This is a genomic window from Actinomadura meyerae, from assembly GCF_900188445.1.
GTDB classification, from domain to species: Bacteria; Actinomycetota; Actinomycetes; order Streptosporangiales; family Streptosporangiaceae; genus Spirillospora; species Spirillospora meyerae.
Genome location: NZ_FZOR01000058.1, coordinates 24919 through 44009 on the forward strand (window position 1 = coordinate 24919; position 19091 = coordinate 44009).

Consider the following 19091-nt stretch of genomic DNA (forward strand, 5'->3'; position numbering starts at 1 on the left):
AGGGAGCTAGGTTCGCGCGGGGCGGCGGTCGCGGATGATCAGAGCCAGGGCGGCGTAGGCGAGGGACGCGACCGCGGAGACGACCATGGCGGTGTTGGTGCCGTGCGCCAGTGCGGCCGGGTCGTGCCCGGAGCCGGTCGCGATCGCTCCGACGATCGCGACGCCCAGCGACGCCCCGATGTAGCGGGCGGTGTTGTTGGCGCCGGCGCCCATGCTGGCGCGGTCCGCGGGGACGCTCTCCACGGCCAGCCGGGCGAGCATCGCGTTGGTGAGGCCGCTCGCGACGCCGGCGACCGCGAGGCCGGGGGCGAGGCGCCACCAGTGCCCGTCCGGGGCCATGTCGGCCATCGCGAACTCGCCCACGGCGGCGAGCGCGAACCCGGCGGCCAGCAGGCGCCGGACGGGCAGCCGCGCCGGGAGCCGGTGCGCCTGCAGCGCGACCGCGAACGACAGCGCCGACCAGATCGCGAGGACGAGCGCCGCCTCCACCGGTGACAGCCCCATGACCAGGGTCATCATCGTCGCCAGGTAGGTCATGACGCCGATCACGGCGAGCCCGGTGACGAGCGCGCCCGTCACCGACAGCAGGAACGCGGGCCGCCGGAACAGGGCGAGGTCGACCAGCGGCTCCCGGCGCCGCGCCTCGATCAGCACGAACGCGGCGAGCAGGGCGGCCGCCGCGGCGAGCAGGGCGAGCACGCCCGGCGCCGTCCAGCCGGTGCGGCCCCAGGTGATCGCGGCGGTCAGCGCCGCGATGCCGAGGCTCATGGTGACGAGGCCGGGGACGTCCACGCCGCGCGGCCGCTCGGCGCGGGACTCCTCCAGCGCGCGTGCCGCCGCGACGGTGAGCAGGACGGACGCGGCGACCGTCGCCCAGTACCAGAGCCGCCAGCCGCCGAGCACGGTCAGCCCGGCGGCGCCGATCGGGCCGAGCGCGATGCCGAGGCCGACCATCGCGCCCCACATCCCGGTGGCCCGCGCCCGGTGCGGCCCCTGCTCGAACGAGGCGCCGATGATGCCGAGCCCGGTCACCAGCAGCGCGGCGCTGGCGGCGCCCTGCGCGATGCGGCCCGCGACGAACACCAGGGCGTTCGGGGCGAGCGCGCACGCCACGCTGGAGGCGGCGAGCGCCGCCGCGCCGGCCACGAACGTGCGCTTGCGGCCGTGGTCGTCGGCGAGGCCGCCGGCGGCGAGCAGCGCCGCGGACAGGCCCAGGCTGATGGAGCTCATCAGCCAGATCTGCGCGGTGGCGCCGGCGTGCAGGCCGCGGGCGGTGTCGGCGAGCGTCGCCGCCGGCGCGCAGTAGTTCATCAGGGCCAGGAGGGTCGCGGCGGCCGGCAGTGCCAGCGCGGCGGGCGGGCCGGGCGCGCGGCGCGCCGCGCGCGGTGCGGCCAGGGTCGTCATGCGGACTCCGATCAAGTTCAGTGAACGAACCGACTGGGTGACGGTAGCACGTGAGGTTCGGTCAATGAACTACCTGGCGGGTAATGTGGGACGCATGGCACTCGGCAAGGACTACGCGGCGCAGGACTGCTCGCTGGCCCGCGCGCTGGAGGTCGTGGGGGAGCGCTGGACGCTGCTGATCATCCGGGACGCCTTCTACGGCGTGCGCCGGTTCAGCGACTTCCTCGTCCACCTCGACATCCCGCGCGCCGTGCTGTCGGCGCGCCTCCAGGCGCTCGTGGAGGCCGGCGTCCTGGCGAAGGACGACCACGACTACGTGCTCACCGAGGCGGGCAAGGAGCTGTGGCCGGTCGTGCACACGCTCGCCCGCTGGGCGGAGGACCACCTGTCCGCCGACGTGTGCCGCGTCTTCCTGCACGCCGGCTGCGGCACCCGCATCGGGCCGGACGGGATGTGCGCCGCCTGCGAGCGGCCGGTCCGGCCGGAGGAGTTGGAGGTCCACGCCGGCCCCGGCGTGCGGCGCCGCACCGACCCGGTCAGCCTGATCCTGCGCTCGCCGCACCGGATGCTCGACCCGATCCGCACCTGAGTGAGCAATCCCTCGCCGGGATCGCGCGCTCCGCACGGCGATATGCGAGTTATGACCGGATAATCTGCACGCCCATGGAGACCGACAAGGCGACGCCTGCGCCCCGGCCCAGGCGGATCATCTTCGGTCCCCTGTGGCGGTTCATCGACGGCGCCCCCGGCGACTCGCGCGCCCGGATCGCCCGCCGCGCCCGCGTCCTCGTCACGATCGCCACCGGCCTCGCCAACCTCGGCGGCGCGCTGGTCGTGCTCGCGTTCACCGTCGTCGTCCCCGACCCGGTCGGGCACGTCTCCGAGCGGCTCCGGCTGATCAACCTGAGCGTGTTCATCGCCTACGTGTCCGCGGCCGTGCCCGTCGGCCTGCTGCTCGGCGAGCGGTTCTTCCGCCGCGTGCGCCGCCTCGTCGAGCGGCACGGCGAGCCCGACCGGCACGAGCGGGCGCTGCTGCTGTACGGGCCGCTGCGGCTGATGGCGCTGCACCTCACGCTGTGGGGGATCGGGACGGTCGGCTGGGTCGTCATCAACGCCCCGTTCTCCGGCATCCTCGCCGTCAAGCTCGGCCTGACGAGCCTGCTCGGCGGCCTCACCACCTGCACGGTCGTCTACCTGCTCACCGAGCGGCTGCTGCGCCGCGCGGTGACCACCGCGCTGGCCAGCGAGGTGCCGAGCCGCACCGGGCTGCCGGGCGTCGTCGCCCGCTCCGTGCTCGCCTGGGCGCTCGGTACCGGCGTCCCGATCCTCGGGCTGATCACCCTCGCCGTCGGCAGCTTCCTCATCGCGAGGATCACCGTGCGGGACTTCGCGGTCGCGGTGCTCGCGCTCGGCGGCATCGCGCTGCTCGTCGGGCTCGGCGTCACCTACACCGCCGCCCGCGCCATCGCCGACCCGGTCGAGTCGGTGCGGGCCGGCCTCGCGCGCGTGCAGCGCGGCGACCTGGACGTCGAGGTCCCCGTCTACGACGCCAGCGAGGTCGGGCTGCTGCAGGCCGGGTTCAACCACATGGCCGCCGGGCTGCGCGAGCACGAGCGGCTGCGCGACCTGTTCGGCCGCCAGGTGGGCGCGGACGTCGCGCGCGTCGCCGTCGAGCGCGGCATCGACCTCGGCGGCGAGCTGCGCGAGGTCGCGGTGATCTTCGTGGACCTGATCGGGTCCACCCGGCTCGCCGCCGACCGGCCGCCCGCCGAGGTCGTCCGGCTGCTGAACCGGTTCTTCGCCGTGGTCGTCGAGGTCGTCGGCGCGCACGGCGGCTGGATCAACAAGTTCGAGGGGGACGCCGCGCTCGCGATCTTCGGGGCGCCGCTGCCGCTGGAGGGCGCCCCGGACCGCGCGCTGGCGGCGTCCCGGGAGCTGGCCGCCCGCCTGCGCGCCGAGGTCCCGGAGGTGGCGGCGGCCGTCGGTGTCTCGGCCGGGGAGGCCGTCGCCGGGCACATCGGCGCCGAGGAGCGCTTCGAGTACACGGTGATCGGCGACCCGGTGAACGAGGCCGCCCGCCTCACCGACCTGGCCAAGGGCACCGAGGAGCGCGTCCTCGCCGCGGGGTCGCTGGTCGGCCGGGCCGCCGAGGAGGAGAGGGAGCACTGGCGCCTCGGCGACGAGGTCACCCTCCGGGGGCGGACACGGGCCACGCGGCTGGCCTCGCCCTGCCCGCCCGAGCGCGTCCCCGGCGTCCCCGGCTAGGACGGGCCGAGCGTGGCGCCGTTCAGCGTCGTGTAGAACGGCGACTCCGACAGCCGCGAGCCCTTCTCCTCGCCGATGTAGACGTCGGCGTGGTTCTCGCCCCCGTAGCCGGGGCGGAACAGGTCGGTGACGGTCCAGCGGGCGTTACGGAACGCCGCGCACACCCGGTCGCCGATCGGCCGGCCGTGCGCGTCCCGCCCGCAGCCGGTGATCGCGAACCGCTGCCCCCGCGCCAGCACCGACGTGTCGGCCGCCGCCGACGCCCACGCCCGCAGCGGGCGGCCCTGGGAGTCGCGCGTCGTGTCGTCCAGCCAGAACCCGACGCTGTGCGACCAGTTCAGGTACCGGCCGCGCTGCGGCCCGGCGGTGATGCGCCCGCTGCCCTCCATCTGGACGACCTTCAGGAAGTCCTCGGGGTAGGACCCGAGCGGCTCCTTGCCGTGCGAGCAGTGGAACCGCGTGCAGCCCCGGACGGCCTTGCGGCGGCCGTCGTAGAGGCTCTCAAGCGCCGTGTAGTAGGTGGTCACGCGCCACCCGCCGGGCCGTCCCAGCGGCGCCGCGGGGGACGCCGGCGCGGAGGGGCCCGCGGTGGGCCCGGCAGGAGCGGGCCCCGCCGGAGTGGGCGCGGTGGGTGCGGACACGGTGGGTGCGGGCGCGGCGGGGGCGGGTGCGGCCGGCGGCGGGACGGCGTTCGCCGCCCCCTCGGCGTCCCGCCCGCATCCCGCCAGCGCGCCGCACCCGGCCAGCGCCGCGCACAGCATCAGCGCCGCCGGTACCGCGCGCCGCATCGCACCCTCCCGGCTCGGGACGCCCGCCCACCACCGGGGACCCTATCCCGGTCAGTGCCCGCGGGCTATCCACTCGTCCAGATGCGGCGCCTCCGCCCCGATCGTGGTGGAATCGCCGTGCCCGGTGCGGACGATCGTCTCCGGGGGCAGCGTCAGCAGCCGCTCCCGGATCGAAGTGATGATCGTCGGGAAGTCGGAGAACGAGCGGCCGGTCGCGCCCGGCCCGCCGTTGAACAGCGTGTCGCCGGAGAACACCGTGCCCAGCCCGGGCGCGTAGAGGCAGACCGCCCCGGGGCTGTGCCCGGGAGTGTGCAGGACGGTCAGCTCCGTGCCCGCCACCGTGACGACCTGCCCGTCGGCCAGCTCGCCGTCCGGGTCCTCGGCGGGGTGCCGCTGCTTCCACAGCATCAGGTCGTCCGGGTGCAGCAGGATCGGCGCGCCCGTCGCGGCCCTCAGCGCGGGGGCCGCGTCGATGTGGTCGTCGTGGCCGTGCGTCGACACGATCGCGACGAGCCGCCGTCCGCCGACCGCCGCCGCGATCGCGTCGGCGTCGTGCGCGGCGTCGATGACCACCGCCTCGTCGTCGTCGCCGACGATCCAGACGTTGTTGTCGACCTCCCACGTCCCGCCGTCCAGGGAGAACGTCCCGGACGTGACGACGTGGCCGATGCGCGCCCGCGGCGCGTCCGCGGCCATCAGAGCAGCACCACCGAGCGCAGCACGTCGCCGCGGTGCATCTTCTCGAACGCCGCCTCCACGTCGCCGAGCCCGATCGTCTCGGACACGAACGCGTCGAGGTCTAGGCGCCCTTGCAGGTAGAGGTCGATGAGCATCGGGAAGTCGCGCGAGGGCAGGCAGTCGCCGTACCAGGACGACTTCAGCGAGCCGCCGCGCCCGAAGACGTCCAGCAGCGGCAGCTCCAGCCGCATCTCCGGCGTCGGCACCCCGACGAGCACCACGGTCCCGGCGAGGTCGCGGGCGTAGAACGCCTGCTCGTAGGTCTCCGGGCGGCCGACCGCCTCGACCACGACGTCCGCGCCGAACCCGCCGGTCAGCTCCCGCACCGCCTCGACGACGTCCGCCTTCCCGGCGTCGACGGTGTGCGTGGCGCCGAGGCCGGACGCGGTCGCCAGCTTCCGCTCGTCCAGGTCCACCGCGATGATCTTCGCGGCGCCGGCCAGCCGGGCGCCGAGCACCGCCGCCGCACCGACGCCGCCGCAGCCGATGACCGCGACCGTGTCGCCGCGCCCCACCTGCCCGGTGTTGATCGCCGCGCCGAGCCCGGCCATCACGCCGCAGCCGAGCAGCCCCGCCACCTCCGGCTTCGCCGCCGCGTCGACCTTCGTGCACTGCCCGGCCGCCACCAGCGTCTTGTCGGCGAACGCGCCGATCCCGAGCGCGGGCGACAGCTCGGTGCCGTCCTCGAGGGTCATCTTCTGCGAGGCGTTGTGGGTGTCGAAGCAGTACCAGGGCCTCCCGCGCAGGCACGCCCGGCACTGCCCGCACACGGCCCGCCAGTTCAGGACGACGAAGTCGCCCGGGGCGACCTCCGTGACCCCGTCGCCGACCGACTCGACGATCCCGGCGGCCTCGTGCCCGAGCAGGAACGGGAACTCGTCGTTGATCCCGCCCTCGCGGTAGTGCAGGTCGGTGTGGCACACCCCGCACGCCTGGACCTGGACGACCGCCTCGCCGGGGCCCGGGTCCGGAACGTTGATCGTCTCGATGCGCACCGGCTGACCCCTGCCCGGTGCGACGACCCCGCGTACCTGCTGCGCCATCCTTGCCGCCTCCGTCCTCTCGATCTTCCCCGACCCTATCCGCCGCCCGGCCGGCGCGCCCCCGCCTCACCGCCCGGCGGGGACACCCCCGCCGGTATGAGCGGCAAGATCACCCGCACGCGCGAGGCGCGTCCGGGCGTCCGGGCGGAAGGCTGGCCGCCATGACGAGCACCACCATGACCAGTACCGCGATCCGGCTGACCGCCGCACTCCTGGCCGCCACCGCGGCCACCGCGACCGCCGCTCCGGCCGTCGCGCTCGAACGCCCCGCCGCCGGGCACGACCCGGCCTCCGCGTACGGGCCGGCCTCCGCGCACGGGGCCGCGGCCCGCGGCCACCTCGTCTCGGCCGACCACCTCGGCACCATGTCCGCGGACGAGGTGCGCGCGTGGCTGGCGACCGAGGACTTCGACGCCGCCTCCGTCCGCTACGGCGTGGACACCTACCGCCTGGTCTACCGGACGGTCGACGCCCGCGGCCGGGCCACCACGGCCAGCGGCCTCCTCGTCCTGCCGCGCAGCCGCGACCGCCGCCTGGCGACGGTCTCCTACACGCACGGCACGACCAGCTACAAGCCCGAGGCCCCCTCGACGTCGGAGGACGTGTGGGGCTCCGCTCCCGCCGTCACCTACGCCGCCGCCGGGTTCGCGGCGGTCGCGCCCGACTACCTCGGCCTGGGGCTGGGGCCCGGCGTGCATCCCTGGAAGCGCGTGCCGTCGGAGACGAGCGCGTCCCTCGACATGCTCCGCGCCGCCCGCCAGCACGCGGCGCGCGTGGGCCGCGTACTGGACGGCCGGGTCTTCGCGGCCGGGTTCTCGCAGGGCGCGTCGTCCGCGCTCGGCCTGGCCCGGGTCCTGCAGGACGGCGCCGACCGCCGCTTCCGGATCGAGGCCGTGGCCCCGATCAGCGGCGGGTACGACTTCCGGGGCGCCGAACTGCCCGCCCTGCTCGGCGGCGACCTCGACCCGAAGCTGTCCGTCGCCTACACCGCCTACCTGCTCACGTCCTGGAACCGCGTCTACGGCGGCATCTACCGGACGCCTTCGGAGGTGTTCGAGGCCGAGTACGCGGACCGTGTCGAGAAGTTCTTCGACGGCACGACCCCCGGCCCGGTGATGCTGGAGGGCCTGCCGGACACGCTCGACGAACTGCTGACCCCGCGCGGTATGGACGTGCTGAGGAACCCGTCCGGCACCTTCGCCGAGGCGCTGCGGGTGGACGCGGAGGTCTGCACCGCCTGGACTCCCCGGATCCCCGTCCGGCTCTACAAGATGGCCGCCGACGAGCAGGCGGTGACCGCCAACACCGACCACTGCGCCGCGTGGCTGCGGCAGCGCGGCGCCGCCGTCCGGGTCGTCGAGCTGGAGGACCGGCTCTACGGGGGCTCCCGCCACCTCGGCTCGAACCTCGCCGGCACCGCCGAGGCCGTCCGGTGGTTCACCGCGCTCAGATGAAGTGGATGGCCTGGAGCTTGTCGGCGGCGGTGCGGTCCAGCACCGTGACCCCGGCGGCGGGCGGCAGGGGGTCGCCGCCGCGGGCGCGGTCGACGAGCGGCTCCCAGCGGCGGCAGTGCCGGTTGAACGTCGCGGACGTGACGATGCGTCCCCGGGCGACCTGGCCCGCGCGCGCCGTCTCCGGGGCGACGTCGATGAGGATCAGGTGCAGCCGGCCGCCGCGCCGCCGCGCCAGCCACGCGAACAGGTACAGGATGTGCGGCCAGGTGCCGCGGGTGTGCGCGACCACGCCGTGCCCGGTCCAGACCGCGCGCCCGATGCGCCACACGTGCGTCGCGTGCACGATCGGGGTGCGCAGCCGCACCGGCAGGGGGCGCAGGAACCGCGCCCACCAGTTGCGGGACTGGCGCGAGTCGATCACCAGGGCGCCGCCGGCGGGCACCGGCGCGGTCTCGTCGCCGCACAGCCCGTAGAGCCGGTCGAGCAGGGTGCTCTTGCCGGCCCCCGGCAGGCCGGCGACGAGCACGAGGGAGCCGGCCGGGTAGCGCAGGGCCGGCCCCGGGTCCACCTCGCGGCGTTCGTGGATGGTCGTCTCCTGGTCTCGGCCCGGTGGTGGTGTTGGGGCCAACGAACACCCCGCACCGCTTGTTCCGGGCCGGACGTCACCATCCCCGCGCGCGCCACTCCGGGAGCGAGGGCCGCTCGCGGCCGAGCGTGGAGTCCTTGCCGTGGCCGGGATAGAACCAGGTGGCGTCGGGGAGCCGGTCGAAGACGCGCTCCTCGACGTCCGACAGCAGCTGCTTGAACCGCGTCGGGTCGCCCCAGGTGTTGCCGACGCCGCCCGGGAAGAGGCTGTCGCCGGTGAACAGGTGCGGGCGGTCGGCCAGCTCGCCGCCCGCGTCGTACAGCAGCGCGATCGAGCCCGGCGTGTGGCCGCGCAGGTGGATGACGTCGAGGGACACCCGCCCGAAGCGGATCGCGTCGCCGTGCTCGACCGGCTCGGCGACCGGCTCGGGCAGCGCGTCGGCGTCGCGGGGGTGCGCGGCGACCGGGGCGCCGGTCGCGCGCACCACCTCGCTCAGCGCCATCCAGTGGTCCTGGTGGCGGTGGGTGGTGACGACGCGGGTGAGCGGGCCGTCGCCGACGAGCTCCAGCAGCCGGGACGCCTCGTTCGCCGCGTCGATCAGCAGCCGCTCGCCCGTCGCCGTGCAGCGCAGGATGTAGGCGTTGTTGTCGTACGGGCCGACGCTCACCTTGGTGACCGACAGCCCGGGCAGCTCCCGGACGTCGGGGCGGCCGCCGGTCTCGACGTTCCCGGTGTAGGTCATGGGTCCTCCCCGTCGGTGGTGCGGAGACCATCTTCCCCCATCGCGCGGCGCGGGACGCGCCGGGCCCGCCGCCGGAATGAGTCGCCAGACGCAGCCGAACCGTGCGCGGGCGGACGGAAATCTCCCGCTTGCCACCGCACCATGGGAACTGGAAGATCAGGTTCGACGCGTGAGGACGGTGGAAGCGTTGGTGACCGCATTCCGTCCCGGACCGGACAGGGAGAAGCCCGAGGACCTCCTCGGGCACGCCTGCGAGCTGGTCCGGCTCAGCGGCAGGGACTCCGCCGTCGCCGCGGTGTTCCTCGCCGTCGTGCTCGCCGGGACCGCGTCCCGGCTCGCGGCCGGCCCGCCCGGCCCGCCCGCGCTGGCGCTGCTGCCGGTGCTCGCCGGCGCGTTCGCGGTCTCCGCCGGGTACGCCGTCCGGTCCCGCCGCACGCTGGTGGCGGTGCTCGGCGAGGTCCGCGCCCGCACCGGCTCGCCCGTCGACCCGGGCGTGCCGTGGACGCCGTTCGGATCCGCGGTCGCGCTGGAGGACCGGGTCCGCGACGCGGAGCTGCGCCGGCTGCTGGCCGCCGCGCACCGCTGCGGCGAGCTGTCCTGGCAGGCCGTCGCGTGGGCGGTGGCCACCTCCGTGCTGTTCCTGTTCTGGACGCTGGCGGCGGCGATGGCGGGCGGGTGACCGGAGTGACCGACCTCGGGCAGATCGACCACGGGCAGACCGACCACGTGCCGGACGTCCGGCCGGGCAGCTTCTGGGACCGGCTCGCCCCCGCCGACCGGCAGGCCCTGCGCGCCATGGGCCGCCGCACCGACATCCCGCCCGGCGGGATGCTGTGCCACCAGGGGTCGGTGGCGCCCGCCGTGTACGTGGTGTTCAAGGCGTCGCCCCGCGCCGCCAGCAACGCGGTCGCCAAGGAGTTCGTCGACTCCAGCGACGGCGACGAGTCGATCATCGATCTGTTCGGCGCCGGGGACCTGGTCGGCTTCCTCGGCCCGTGGGGGCATCCGCAGCGCGGCAGCGTCGCCGCGCTCGACCACGTCGCGGCCCTGCGCGTGGACCGCGCCACGTTCCGCAGCCTGCTCGCGGCGAACCCGCGGGTCGCCGAGGCGATGATGCACGCGATCTCCGAGGCCGTCACCTTCGGCGGCCGCCGCCACGCGGTCCGCGCGGCCGACCACCCGCAGCGCCTCGCCTACCACCTGCTGGAGCTGGCGCACCGGTTCGGCGAGCCCGGTCCCGGGGACGGGACGCGCATCCCGCTCAGGCTCAGCCAGGCCGAGCTGGCGAACTGGGCGGGGATCTCCCGCGAGACGCTGGTGCGGTGGTTCCGGTCCTGGCGGGCCAAGGGCATCCTGCACCGCCGGCCCCGGCCGCTGACCGTGCTCGACGTCGAGCGGCTCCGCCGCGCCGCCAGCCCCTGGGGGGACGAGTGGCCCGCGCCGGGCGCCGCGCCCGCCCGTCCCGCCGAGCCCGCCGGGCAGACCGCCATCGCGGCCCGCGAACCGGTGCGGCTGGACCCGCCGGGCGGCCGCGCGGCCGCGGCGCGGCTCCCCGCCGACGACCCCTTCTTCGCCGGGCGGGCGGTGAGCCTGAGCAAGCTGGACCTGCTGGTCGGCCAGTCGGTGTGGCCGCGCGCGGTCGTCGTGCAGGGCATGGCGGGGGTCGGCAAGACGACGCTGGCGGTGCACTGGGCGCACCGCGTCGCCGACCGGTTCCCCGACGGCGCGCTGTTCGCCGACCTGCGCGGCACGACCCGCAGCCCGGTCACCCCGGCGGAGGCGATGGGGCAGGTGCTGCGCGCCGCCGGCGTCCCCGGCGACCAGCTGCCCCGCACCGAGGACGAGCTGGCGGCCCAATGCCGGTCGCTGCTCGGCGGCCGGCGGATGCTGCTGATCCTCGACAACGCCGTCCAGCCCGAGCAGGTCAGGCCGCTGCTGGCGGCGGTCGCGTCCGGGCTGGTGGTGGTCACGAGCCGGCGGCGGCTGCCCGCGCTGCTGGAGGGCGCCGACATCCGCACGCTGGAGCTGCGGGAGATGGCGACGCAGGAGGCGGTCGACCTCATCGCCAACGTCCTCGGGCCGGGCGACGCCCGCGTCCGGGACGAGCACCGGGCCGTCGAGCGGCTCGCCCGCGAGTGCGGGCACCTGCCGCTGGCGCTCGGCGTCATCGCCGGCCGGCTCGCCGAGAACCCCGGCGAGTCGATCGCCGGGACCGTCCGGGAGCTGGCCGCCCGCGACGCCCCCGGCGGCGCCCCGCCCGGGACGCCGGGGCCGGGCCTGAGCGCCGTCGTCGACCCGACGTTCGAGGTCGCCTACCGCAGCCTGCGCCGCGACCAGCGGGAGGCGTTCCGCCGCCTCGGGCTCGTCGCGGGCCCCGACTTCACGCCCGCCGCCCTCGCCGCGCTGCAGGACCGCACGGAGGACGAGGCCCGCGAGTGCCTGGAGGGCCTCCGGCAGGCGTACCTCGTGCAGGACGTCGGCCCCGGCAGGTACCGGATGCACGACCTGCTGCGCGACTTCGCCCGCGAGCGCGGCCTCGGCGAGGACTCCGACGGCGAGCGGCAGGCGGCCCAGCGGCGGCTGCTGGCCGGCTACCTCGCCGACGCCCGCGCGGCCGGCGCGGCGCTGCCGGGCCGGCCCCGGCCCACCGTGCACCGCGGCGAGGCGCGGGCCCGCCCGTCGGCGGACGAGCGCGCGGAGGCGCTCGCCTGGTTCGAGGGCGAGCGGCGCAACCTGGTCGCCGCCGTCCACCAGGCCGCCCGGCTCGGCCTGCACCGCACCTGCTGGGAGCTCGCCGACGCGCTGTTCGACTTCCAGGAGTTCCGCCGCTACAGCGAGGACAACATCGCCGTACAGCAGGCGGGCCTGCACTCCGCCCGCACCGAGGAGGACTGGGCGGCGGCGGCCGTGATGCTGCACAACCTCGCGGTCGCCCACTTCGAGCTGGGCGGCTCGGTCGAGGCGATCGGGTACGGCGAGGACGCGCGCCGCGCGTTCCGGGCCGTCGACCCGCCCGACCCGTACGGGGAGGCCGTCACCCTGGCCACGCTCGCCGACGTCCACGTCGTCCTCGGCCGCTACCTGACCGCGATCGACCACGCGCGCCGGTCCCTGGAGATCCATGAGCGGCTCGGCGACGACGGGGGAGTGGCCAAGAGCCGCAGCACGCTCGCCCGCGCCCACCTCGGCCTCGGCGACTACGAGACCGCGCTGGTGCACGCCGACCGGGCGCTGGCCGTCCGGCGCAGGATCGACGACCAGGCGGGCGTCGCCGAGACCCTGCTCACCGTGGCGGGCGTCCACCGCCGCCAGGGCAGCGTCCACGAGGCCGTGACGCACGCGCTGGAAGCGCTGTCCATCCGGCAGGAGCTCGCGGACATGCACGGCGCCGCCCAGGCGCTGACCGAGCTGGCGCGCATGAACGCGGCGCTCGGCCTGCGCGATATGGCGCAGCAGGACGCCGAGCAGGCCCTGCGCACCTACCGGGCCCTGGGCGGACGTCACGGGGAGGCGCGCGCGCTGAACACGCTCGGGATGCTGATGTGCGAGGCGAGCAAGTTCGCCGAGGCGTTCACCTACTGCGGGGAGGCGCTGCGCCTGCACCGCGACACCAGCGACCGGCACGGCGAGTCCGAGGCGCTCGCGCAGATCGGGATCGTCCACTGGCGGCTCGGGCGGTACCGGGAGGCGCGCGAGCACCTGCTGCGCGCGCTGGAGATCCGCCGCGAGATCGGCGACCAGCACGGCGAGGCCCACGACCTGGAGCACCTGTCGGTCGTGATGCGCCGCCTCGGCCGCCCCCAGGAGGCCCTCGTCCTCGGCCTGGAGGCCCTCGACCTGTGGCATCAGCTCGGCGCGCGCAGCGGCATGGCCGGGACGCTCGGCAGCCTCGCCCGGACCTACTCCTGGCTCGGCCTGCCCGTGGAGGCCGAGCACGCCGCCCGGCAGGCGCTGCACCTGCGCAGGTCGGGCGGCGACTGGTACGGCCTCGGCGTCGGCCTGGACACCCTCGCCGCCGTGCTGCGCCGCGCCGGGCGCCCGGAGGAGGCGCTCGCCGAGGAGTCGGAGGCGCTGCGCTTCCTCGGCGAGGTCGGCGACCGGCACAGCGAGGCCACCGGCCTGGTCCACCTCGCCGCCATCCACCTCGACCTCGGCCGCGCCGACGACGCCCTGGAGACCGGGCGGCGCGCCCTCGACCTCGCCGCCGAGCTGGGCGCCGCCCGCGAGCAGGCGCACGCGCTGCACACGATGGCCCGCGCCTGCCAGCTGCTCGGCAAGCACGCCCGCGCGGTCGAGCACGTCGGCGCGGAGATCGTCGTCCGCCGCGACATGGACGACCGGCGCGGGCTCCGGGCGGCGCTGGAGCTGCTCGGCGCCTCGCACCGCGCGCTCGGCGACCGGGCCGCGGCGGCGGACTGCGCCCGGCGCGTCCGCGCCCTCGACAACCTGCTTGAATCGGAAAGATCGCTCGATATGTGAACATGATGCTCGAATGAGGCGTCCAGCCGTGGCCCCGGCGGCGAGGAGGCGAAAGGGTGGAGACCCCGTTCTGGGACGCGCTGAGCCCGCGCGCCCGGGAGGCGCTGCGCGCCGCCGGGGCCCCGGTGGTGATCCGGCCGGGCGCGTTCCTGATGCGCGAGCACACCCGCGCGTCCCAGGTCTTCGTGCTGCGCGCCGGGGCGGTGAAGGTCTGGGTGGACCGGGACGGCGAGACCGCCATCCTCGACGTCCTCGGGCCGGGCGACCTGGTCGGCGAGGTGGAGGCGGCGGACGGCGGCATCCGGCACGCCAACGTCGAGGCCATGACCCGGGTGGAGGCGCTGGTGCTGCCCGCCGCGCGGTTCCGCTCCGTCCTGGACGCCCAGCCCGGCGCGGTCTGGGCCGTCGCCGCCGTCCTCGCCGAGCGGCTGCGCGACTCCAACGACCTGCGCGTCGCGCACTTCCCCGACGACCCCGAGCGCCGCCTCGCGAGCCGCCTGCTGCGCCTGGCCGAGCGGTTCGGCACCCGTGCCTGGGAGGAGCTGCCGGAAGGCGCGCCGGGGGCCGGTGCGCCGGAGGAGTGCGTGCCGGGGGAGGGCGTGCCGGAGGAGGGCGTCCGCGTCCAGATCCCGATCTCCCAGCAGGACCTGGGCCGCTGGGCCGGGATGGGGCGCCGGAAGGTCGCGCAGATCCTCGGCGCCGAGCCGCTGCGCGGCGCCCTCAGCGTCAGCCGCACCGCGATCGCCGTCCGCTCCGCCGGCGCCCTGCGCCGCCTCGCGGGCCGCGACTGAGGCTAGAACGCCGCCGGCGGGTGCGGCCAGGGCGGCGGCGCCGGCAGCGGCACGTCCGGGCGGACGTGCACGCCCTCGCCGCCGGTGCGGCCCGACAGCCAGCCGAGCAGCGCACGCCCCGACCCGGACGCCTCCGGACCGCCCTCCGTCCAGCCGAGGTCGGCCGACTCCCCGGAGTCGGTCGCGATGATCCGGAACCCGGCCAGCCCGCCGTGCGACCCGCCCGCCAGGGCCGCCATGTCCGCCAGCGTCGCGGCCGCCGCCCACCGGACGTAGGAGTCGGGCCAGTCGGCGGCCCCGTACCCGGCGGCGAGGTCGGCGTGGTGGACCTCCACCTCGTTCCACCGGCGGTACACCGTGTACCAGGCCGGATGCGCCCAGCCCTGCATCGCCTTCACCGGAGCGTTCCAGACCTCCTCGGGCAGCCTCACGGCCTGCTCGGCGAACCGCTCGGCGGTGGCGCGGACGTCCGCGACCAGCTCGGCGCAGGTGCGCCCGGCGCCCGCGTCGAGGTCGGCGTTGCGCCGCTCCAGGCTCGGGTACTGCGGGATCTCCACGCCCGTTCGCGCCGATTCGAGCAGGTTCCACAGGGAGTCGGCGTTGCGGGCGATATGGGTGGCGACATGGCCCCGGCTCCACCCCGGCAGCGCCGACGGGCCGCGCAGCTCGGCCTCGCCGAGCCCCTCAAGCGTCGCGACGACGCGCTCCGTGCCCGCGTCCAGCTCCTCGATCACACCCCGCCAGTCCATGACCCTCCCTCGCCGGAATCGACCCTCCATCCTGTCGCACCGGCCCGTCCCGTGCCAGAGTGGTGATCATGGACCTTCCGATCTGCGCGACCTGCGGCGTCCAGTACGGCGGCACCCGTCCCGACTGCCCCATCTGCGAGGACGAGCGGCAGTACGTCGGCTGGGACGGCCAGCGGTGGACGAGCCTCACCGAACTGCGCCGCGGCCACCGGGCGCGCATCGCGGAGGAGGGGCCGGACGTCGTCGGCATCGGCACCGAGCCGTCCTTCGCCATCGGCCAGCGGGCCCTGCTGCTGCGCGCGCCGTCCGGCAACGTGCTCTGGGACATGATCACCTACCTGGACGACGACCTGGTCCGCCGGGTGAACGACCTCGGCGGCGTCTCGGCGATCGCGATCAGCCACCCGCACTACTACGGCACCATGATCGAGTGGGCGCACGCGTTCGACGCGCCCGTCTACATCCACGCGGCGGACCGCCGGTGGGTGGCCCGCCCGGACGACGCGGTCGTCTTCTGGGAGGGCGACACCCGCGAGCTGGCGGACGGCCTCACCCTCATCAACGCCGGCGTTCACTTCGCCGGCGGCCAGGTCCTGCACTGGCGCGACGCCCGCGCGCTGTTCTCCGGTGACATCCTGCAGGTCGTCAACGACCGCGACTGGGTGAGCTTCATGTACAGCTACCCGAACTACATCCCCGAGCGCCCGCGTACCGTCCGCCGCGCGCTGCGCCTCCTGGAGCCCTACGACTTCGACCGCGTCTACGGCGCCTGGTGGAAGAAGATCGTCTACACCGGCGGCAAGGACGCCGTCGCCCGCTCCGCCGACCGCTACCTCCGCTACGCCCTCGACGACGAGTAATCCCTGGTCGGCGGGGAAGCGGTGCCCCCCATGGGGCGGACGGGGGTTCGGGCGTTGCGGTGGCGGGCGGTGTTCGAACACGTGTACGGTTTGGATGTGCCGTCCGGACCGGTGGCGCCGGGCGGGTAGCTTCATGAAATGCGGCGGCGGGCGCCGTCGTTGCAGAGTCGGGGGATTCCGTCCTACCCCGTGGCTAGCCTTGAGACGGCCCGTCTCTCTCCAGATCGCCGCGCCCCAGAAGAGGAACCGGAAGTCACACCGTGCATGACCGACTCATCGTGCGTGGAGCACGCGAGCACAACCTGAAGGACGTCTCGCTCGACCTCCCGCGGGACTCCATGATCGTGTTCACCGGTCTGTCGGGGTCCGGGAAGTCCAGCCTGGCGTTCGACACCATCTTCGCCGAGGGCCAGCGCCGGTACGTGGAGTCGCTGTCGGCGTACGCCCGGCAGTTCCTCGGCCAGATGGACAAGCCCGACGTCGACTTCATCGAGGGGCTGTCCCCGGCGGTGTCGATCGACCAGAAGTCGACCAGCAAGAACCCGCGGTCGACGGTCGGGACGATCACCGAGGTGTACGACTACCTGCGGCTCCTCTACGCGCGGATCGGGCACCCGCACTGCCCCGAGTGCGGCCGGCCGATCAGCCGGCAGGCGCCGCAGCAGATCGTCGACCGGGTGCTGGAACTGGAGCCGGGCACGCGCTTCCAGGTGCTGGCGCCGGTGATCCGCGGGCGCAAGGGCGAGTACCTGGAGCTGTTCCGCGAGCTGCAGTCCAAGGGCTACTCCCGGGCGGTGGTGGACGGGCGGATGGTGCGCCTGGACGAGCCGCCCAAGCTGAAGAAGCAGGAGAAGCACGACATCTCCGTCGTGGTCGACCGGCTCTCGGTGAAGGACTCCGCGCGCCAGCGGCTCGCCGACTCGGTGGAGACCGCGCTCGGCCTCGCCGGCGGCACGATCGTCCTCGACTTCGTCGACCTCCCCGAGGACGACGAGCAGCGCACGCGGATGTACTCCGAGCACCTCTACTGCCCCTACGACGACCTGTCGTTCGAGGAGCTGGAGCCCCGGTCGTTCTCGTTCAACTCGCCCTACGGCGCCTGCCCCGACTGCACGGGGCTGGGCACGCGCATGGAGGTCGACCCCGAGCTGGTCGTGCCGGACGAGGAGCTGACCCTCGGCGAGGGCGCCATCCAGCCGTGGTCGAACGGCCACGTCAGCGACTACTTCCTGCGGCTGCTGTCGGCGCTGGGCGACGCCATGGGGTTCGACCTGAACACCCCGTGGCACAAGCTGCCCGCCAAGGCGCGCAAGGCGATCCTGAACGGGCACGAGACCCAGGTCCACGTGCGGTACAAGAACCGCTACGGCCGGACGAGGTCGTACTACACCGCCTACGAGGGCGTGATCCCCTACATCCAGCGGCGGCACGCCGAGTCCGAGAGCGACTCCAGCCGGGAGCGGTTCGAGGGCTACATGCGCGAGATCCCGTGCCCGACGTGCGAGGGCGCCCGGCTCAAGCCGGTCGTGCTGGCCGTCACCATGGGCGGGATGTCGATCGCCGAGGTCGCCGCGCTGCCGATCGGCGAGGCCGCGAAGTTCCTGCTGGCGCTGGAGCTGAACGAGCGCGACAAGAAGATCGCCGAGCGGGTGCTCAAGGAGATCAACGCCCGCCTGGGGTTCCTGCTGGACGTCGGCCTCGACTACCTCACCCTCGACCGGGCGTCGGCGACGCTCGCCGGCGGCGAGGCGCAGCGCATCCGGCTCGCGACGCAGATCGGGTCCGGCCTGGTGGGCGTCCTCTACGTGCTGGACGAGCCGTCCATCGGCCTGCACCAGCGCGACAACCACCGGCTGCTGGAGACGCTGCTGCGGCTCCGCGACATGGGCAACACGCTGATCGTCGTCGAGCACGACGAGGACACCATCGCCGCCGCCGACTGGATCGTCGACATCGGCCCCCGCGCGGGCGAGCACGGCGGCGAGATCGTCGTGTCCGGCACCGTCGAGGACCTGAAGAAGTCCGAGCGCTCGCTGACCGGCGCCTACCTCGCCGGGCGCCGCGAGATCGCCGTCCCGGAGATCCGGCGCCCGCGCACGAAGGGGCGCGAGGTCACCGTCAAGGGCGCGCAGCAGAACAACCTGCGCGACGTGGACGTGGCGTTCCCGCTCGGTGTCCTCACCGCCGTCACCGGCGTGTCCGGGTCGGGCAAGTCGACGCTGGTCAACGACATCCTCTACAACTCCCTCGCCAAGAAGCTGAACGGGGCGAAGACCGTCCCGGGCAAGCACAGGCGGGTCAACGGCGTCGACCAGCTCGACAAGGTCGTGCACGTCGACCAGTCGCCGATCGGCCGCACGCCGCGCTCGAACCCGGCGACCTACACCGGCGTGTTCGACCACATCCGCAAGCTGTTCGCGCAGACCACCGAGGCGAAGGTGCGCGGCTACCAGCCGGGCCGGTTCTCCTTCAACGTCAAGGGCGGCCGCTGCGAGAACTGCTCCGGCGACGGCACCATCAAGATCGAGATGAACTTCCTGCCGGACGTCTACGTCCCGTGCGAGGTCTGCCACGGCGCCCGCTACAACCGGGAGACCCTGGAGGTCCACTACAAGGGCAAGACGATCTCCGAGGTGCTCGACATGCCGATCGAGCAGGCCACCGAGTTCTTCGAGCCGATCAAGGCGATCCACCGGCACCTGAAGACGCTGAACGACGTCGGCCTCGGCTACGTCCGGCTGGGCCAGCCCGCGCCGACCCTGTCGGGCGGCGAGGCGCAGCGCGTCAAGCTGGCGTCCGAGCTGCAGAAGCGCTCCACGGGGCGCACGATCTACGTGCTGGACGAGCCGACCACCGGCCTGCACTTCGAGGACATCCGCAAGCTCCTCGGCGTGCTGAACGGCCTGGTCGACAAGGGCAACACGGTGATCGTCATCGAGCACAACCTGGACGTCATCAAGACCGCCGACTGGATCATCGACATGGGCCCCGAGGGCGGCTCCCGGGGCGGCACGGTCGTCGCCGCGGGCACCCCCGAGGACATCGCCGCGGTCGAGGCGAGCCACACCGGGCAGTTCCTCAAGAAGATCCTCGGTTAGGCGTCAGACATCCCTGGAGGTTGAATGTCAAGCGGCGAGGTCGTGGTGGTGGTGTGACCATGCGGTGGTCTGGTCGTAGGTGGTGTGGGTTTTG

At 74.7% G+C, this 19091-nt stretch carries 15 protein-coding genes; 8 read left to right on the forward strand and 7 right to left on the reverse strand.

Features of this window, described 5'->3' with window-relative positions; genetic code table 11:
- Positions 1-6: 6 nt before the first annotated feature.
- Entirely contained in the window at positions 7-1404 is a 1398-nt protein-coding gene (locus tag CHF16_RS36110; RefSeq protein ID WP_089330682.1) for an MFS transporter, read from the reverse strand.
- Between the two features lie 94 nt (positions 1405-1498).
- Here CHF16_RS36110 and CHF16_RS36115 point away from each other — a divergent pair, with 94 nt between their 5' ends.
- Together CHF16_RS36115 and CHF16_RS36120 are read left to right on the forward strand one after the other, a co-directional pair.
- Positions 1499-1993, forward strand: coding sequence for a winged helix-turn-helix transcriptional regulator (locus tag CHF16_RS36115; RefSeq protein ID WP_089330683.1), 495 nt, complete (start codon positions 1499-1501; stop codon positions 1991-1993).
- Positions 1994-2067: 74 nt separating this feature from the next.
- A complete protein-coding gene (locus CHF16_RS36120) occupies positions 2068-3669 on the forward strand; it encodes an adenylate/guanylate cyclase domain-containing protein (protein WP_089330684.1) in 1602 nt (533 codons plus the stop codon).
- On the opposite strand, the gene CHF16_RS36125 is transcribed toward CHF16_RS36120, so the two are convergent.
- The 3 genes from CHF16_RS36125 to CHF16_RS36135 are packed head-to-tail and all read right to left on the reverse strand — an operon-like array spanning position 3666 to position 6238.
- Entirely contained in the window at positions 3666-4457 is a 792-nt protein-coding gene (locus tag CHF16_RS36125; protein ID WP_245869751.1) for a hypothetical protein, read from the reverse strand. The genes CHF16_RS36120 and CHF16_RS36125 overlap by 4 nt on opposite strands.
- Positions 4458-4508: 51 nt before the next feature.
- A complete protein-coding gene (locus tag CHF16_RS36130) occupies positions 4509-5153 on the reverse strand; it encodes an MBL fold metallo-hydrolase (RefSeq protein ID WP_089330685.1) in 645 nt (214 codons plus the stop codon).
- Entirely contained in the window at positions 5153-6238 is a 1086-nt protein-coding gene (locus CHF16_RS36135; protein ID WP_089330686.1) for an S-(hydroxymethyl)mycothiol dehydrogenase, read from the reverse strand. Before CHF16_RS36135 ends, CHF16_RS36130 begins: the two co-directional genes overlap by 1 nt.
- A gap of 161 nt (positions 6239-6399) precedes the next feature.
- Here CHF16_RS36135 and CHF16_RS36140 point away from each other — a divergent pair, with 161 nt between their 5' ends.
- On the forward strand, positions 6400-7692 hold the full coding sequence (locus CHF16_RS36140; protein ID WP_218826998.1) for an alpha/beta hydrolase: 1293 nt from the start codon (positions 6400-6402) through the stop codon (positions 7690-7692).
- Here CHF16_RS36140 and CHF16_RS36145 read toward each other — a convergent pair.
- Together CHF16_RS36145 and CHF16_RS36150 are read right to left on the reverse strand one after the other, a co-directional pair.
- On the reverse strand, positions 7685-8320 hold the full coding sequence (locus CHF16_RS36145) for an ATP-binding protein (RefSeq protein ID WP_245869752.1): 636 nt from the start codon (positions 8318-8320) through the stop codon (positions 7685-7687). The genes CHF16_RS36140 and CHF16_RS36145 overlap by 8 nt on opposite strands.
- Positions 8321-8354: 34 nt before the next feature.
- Entirely contained in the window at positions 8355-9020 is a 666-nt protein-coding gene (locus CHF16_RS36150; RefSeq protein ID WP_089330688.1) for an MBL fold metallo-hydrolase, read from the reverse strand.
- 190 nt (positions 9021-9210) lie between these two features.
- On the opposite strand from CHF16_RS36150, the gene CHF16_RS39910 reads away from it, so the two are divergent.
- Genes CHF16_RS39910 through CHF16_RS36160 form a run of 3 tightly spaced genes read left to right on the forward strand, consistent with a single transcriptional unit; the run spans position 9211 to position 14290 of the window.
- Positions 9211-9699 carry a hypothetical protein gene (locus CHF16_RS39910; protein WP_143228267.1) on the forward strand — a complete coding sequence of 163 codons (489 nt, stop codon included), beginning with the start codon at positions 9211-9213 and terminating at the stop codon, positions 9697-9699.
- A complete protein-coding gene (locus CHF16_RS36155) occupies positions 9696-13499 on the forward strand; it encodes a tetratricopeptide repeat protein (RefSeq protein WP_143228268.1) in 3804 nt (1267 codons plus the stop codon). Before CHF16_RS39910 ends, CHF16_RS36155 begins: the two co-directional genes overlap by 4 nt.
- A 56-nt stretch (positions 13500-13555) precedes the next feature.
- Entirely contained in the window at positions 13556-14290 is a 735-nt protein-coding gene (locus CHF16_RS36160) for a Crp/Fnr family transcriptional regulator (protein ID WP_089330690.1), read from the forward strand.
- Positions 14291-14292: 2 nt separating this feature from the next.
- On the opposite strand, the gene CHF16_RS36165 is transcribed toward CHF16_RS36160, so the two are convergent.
- Positions 14293-15039: a maleylpyruvate isomerase family mycothiol-dependent enzyme gene (locus CHF16_RS36165; protein WP_218826999.1), complete on the reverse strand. Its 747-nt coding sequence runs from the start codon at positions 15037-15039 to the stop codon at positions 14293-14295.
- A 68-nt stretch (positions 15040-15107) separates the two neighbouring features.
- Here CHF16_RS36165 and CHF16_RS36170 point away from each other — a divergent pair, with 68 nt between their 5' ends.
- The gene (locus CHF16_RS36170; RefSeq protein WP_089330692.1) at positions 15108-15899 is read left to right on the forward strand and encodes an MBL fold metallo-hydrolase; all 792 of its coding nucleotides are present in this window, start codon (positions 15108-15110) and stop codon (positions 15897-15899) included.
- A gap of 260 nt (positions 15900-16159) precedes the next feature.
- The gene (gene uvrA / locus CHF16_RS36175; RefSeq protein WP_089330693.1) at positions 16160-18997 is read left to right on the forward strand and encodes an excinuclease ABC subunit UvrA; all 2838 of its coding nucleotides are present in this window, start codon (positions 16160-16162) and stop codon (positions 18995-18997) included.
- Positions 18998-19091 lie beyond the last annotated feature (94 nt).

What these genes read in the sequence shown, in the direction of transcription:
- CHF16_RS36140 (WP_218826998.1), top strand. Translation starts at nt 6,400, where the DNA reads ATGACGAGCACCACCATGACCAGTACCGCGATCCGGCTGACCGCCGCA.
- CHF16_RS36170 (WP_089330692.1), top strand. Translation starts at nt 15,108, where the DNA reads ATGGACCTTCCGATCTGCGCGACCTGCGGCGTCCAGTACGGCGGCACC.
- CHF16_RS36120 (WP_089330684.1), top strand. Translation starts at nt 2,068, where the DNA reads ATGGAGACCGACAAGGCGACGCCTGCGCCCCGGCCCAGGCGGATCATC.
- CHF16_RS36150 (WP_089330688.1), bottom strand. Translation starts at nt 9,020, where the DNA reads ATGACCTACACCGGGAACGTCGAGACCGGCGGCCGCCCCGACGTCCGG.
- CHF16_RS36125 (WP_245869751.1), bottom strand. Translation starts at nt 4,457, where the DNA reads ATGCGGCGCGCGGTACCGGCGGCGCTGATGCTGTGCGCGGCGCTGGCC.
- CHF16_RS36115 (WP_089330683.1), top strand. Translation starts at nt 1,499, where the DNA reads ATGGCACTCGGCAAGGACTACGCGGCGCAGGACTGCTCGCTGGCCCGC.
- CHF16_RS36165 (WP_218826999.1), bottom strand. Translation starts at nt 15,039, where the DNA reads ATGGACTGGCGGGGTGTGATCGAGGAGCTGGACGCGGGCACGGAGCGC.
- CHF16_RS36110 (WP_089330682.1), bottom strand. Translation starts at nt 1,404, where the DNA reads ATGACGACCCTGGCCGCACCGCGCGCGGCGCGCCGCGCGCCCGGCCCG.
- CHF16_RS36130 (WP_089330685.1), bottom strand. Translation starts at nt 5,153, where the DNA reads ATGGCCGCGGACGCGCCGCGGGCGCGCATCGGCCACGTCGTCACGTCC.
- CHF16_RS36135 (WP_089330686.1), bottom strand. Translation starts at nt 6,238, where the DNA reads ATGGCGCAGCAGGTACGCGGGGTCGTCGCACCGGGCAGGGGTCAGCCG.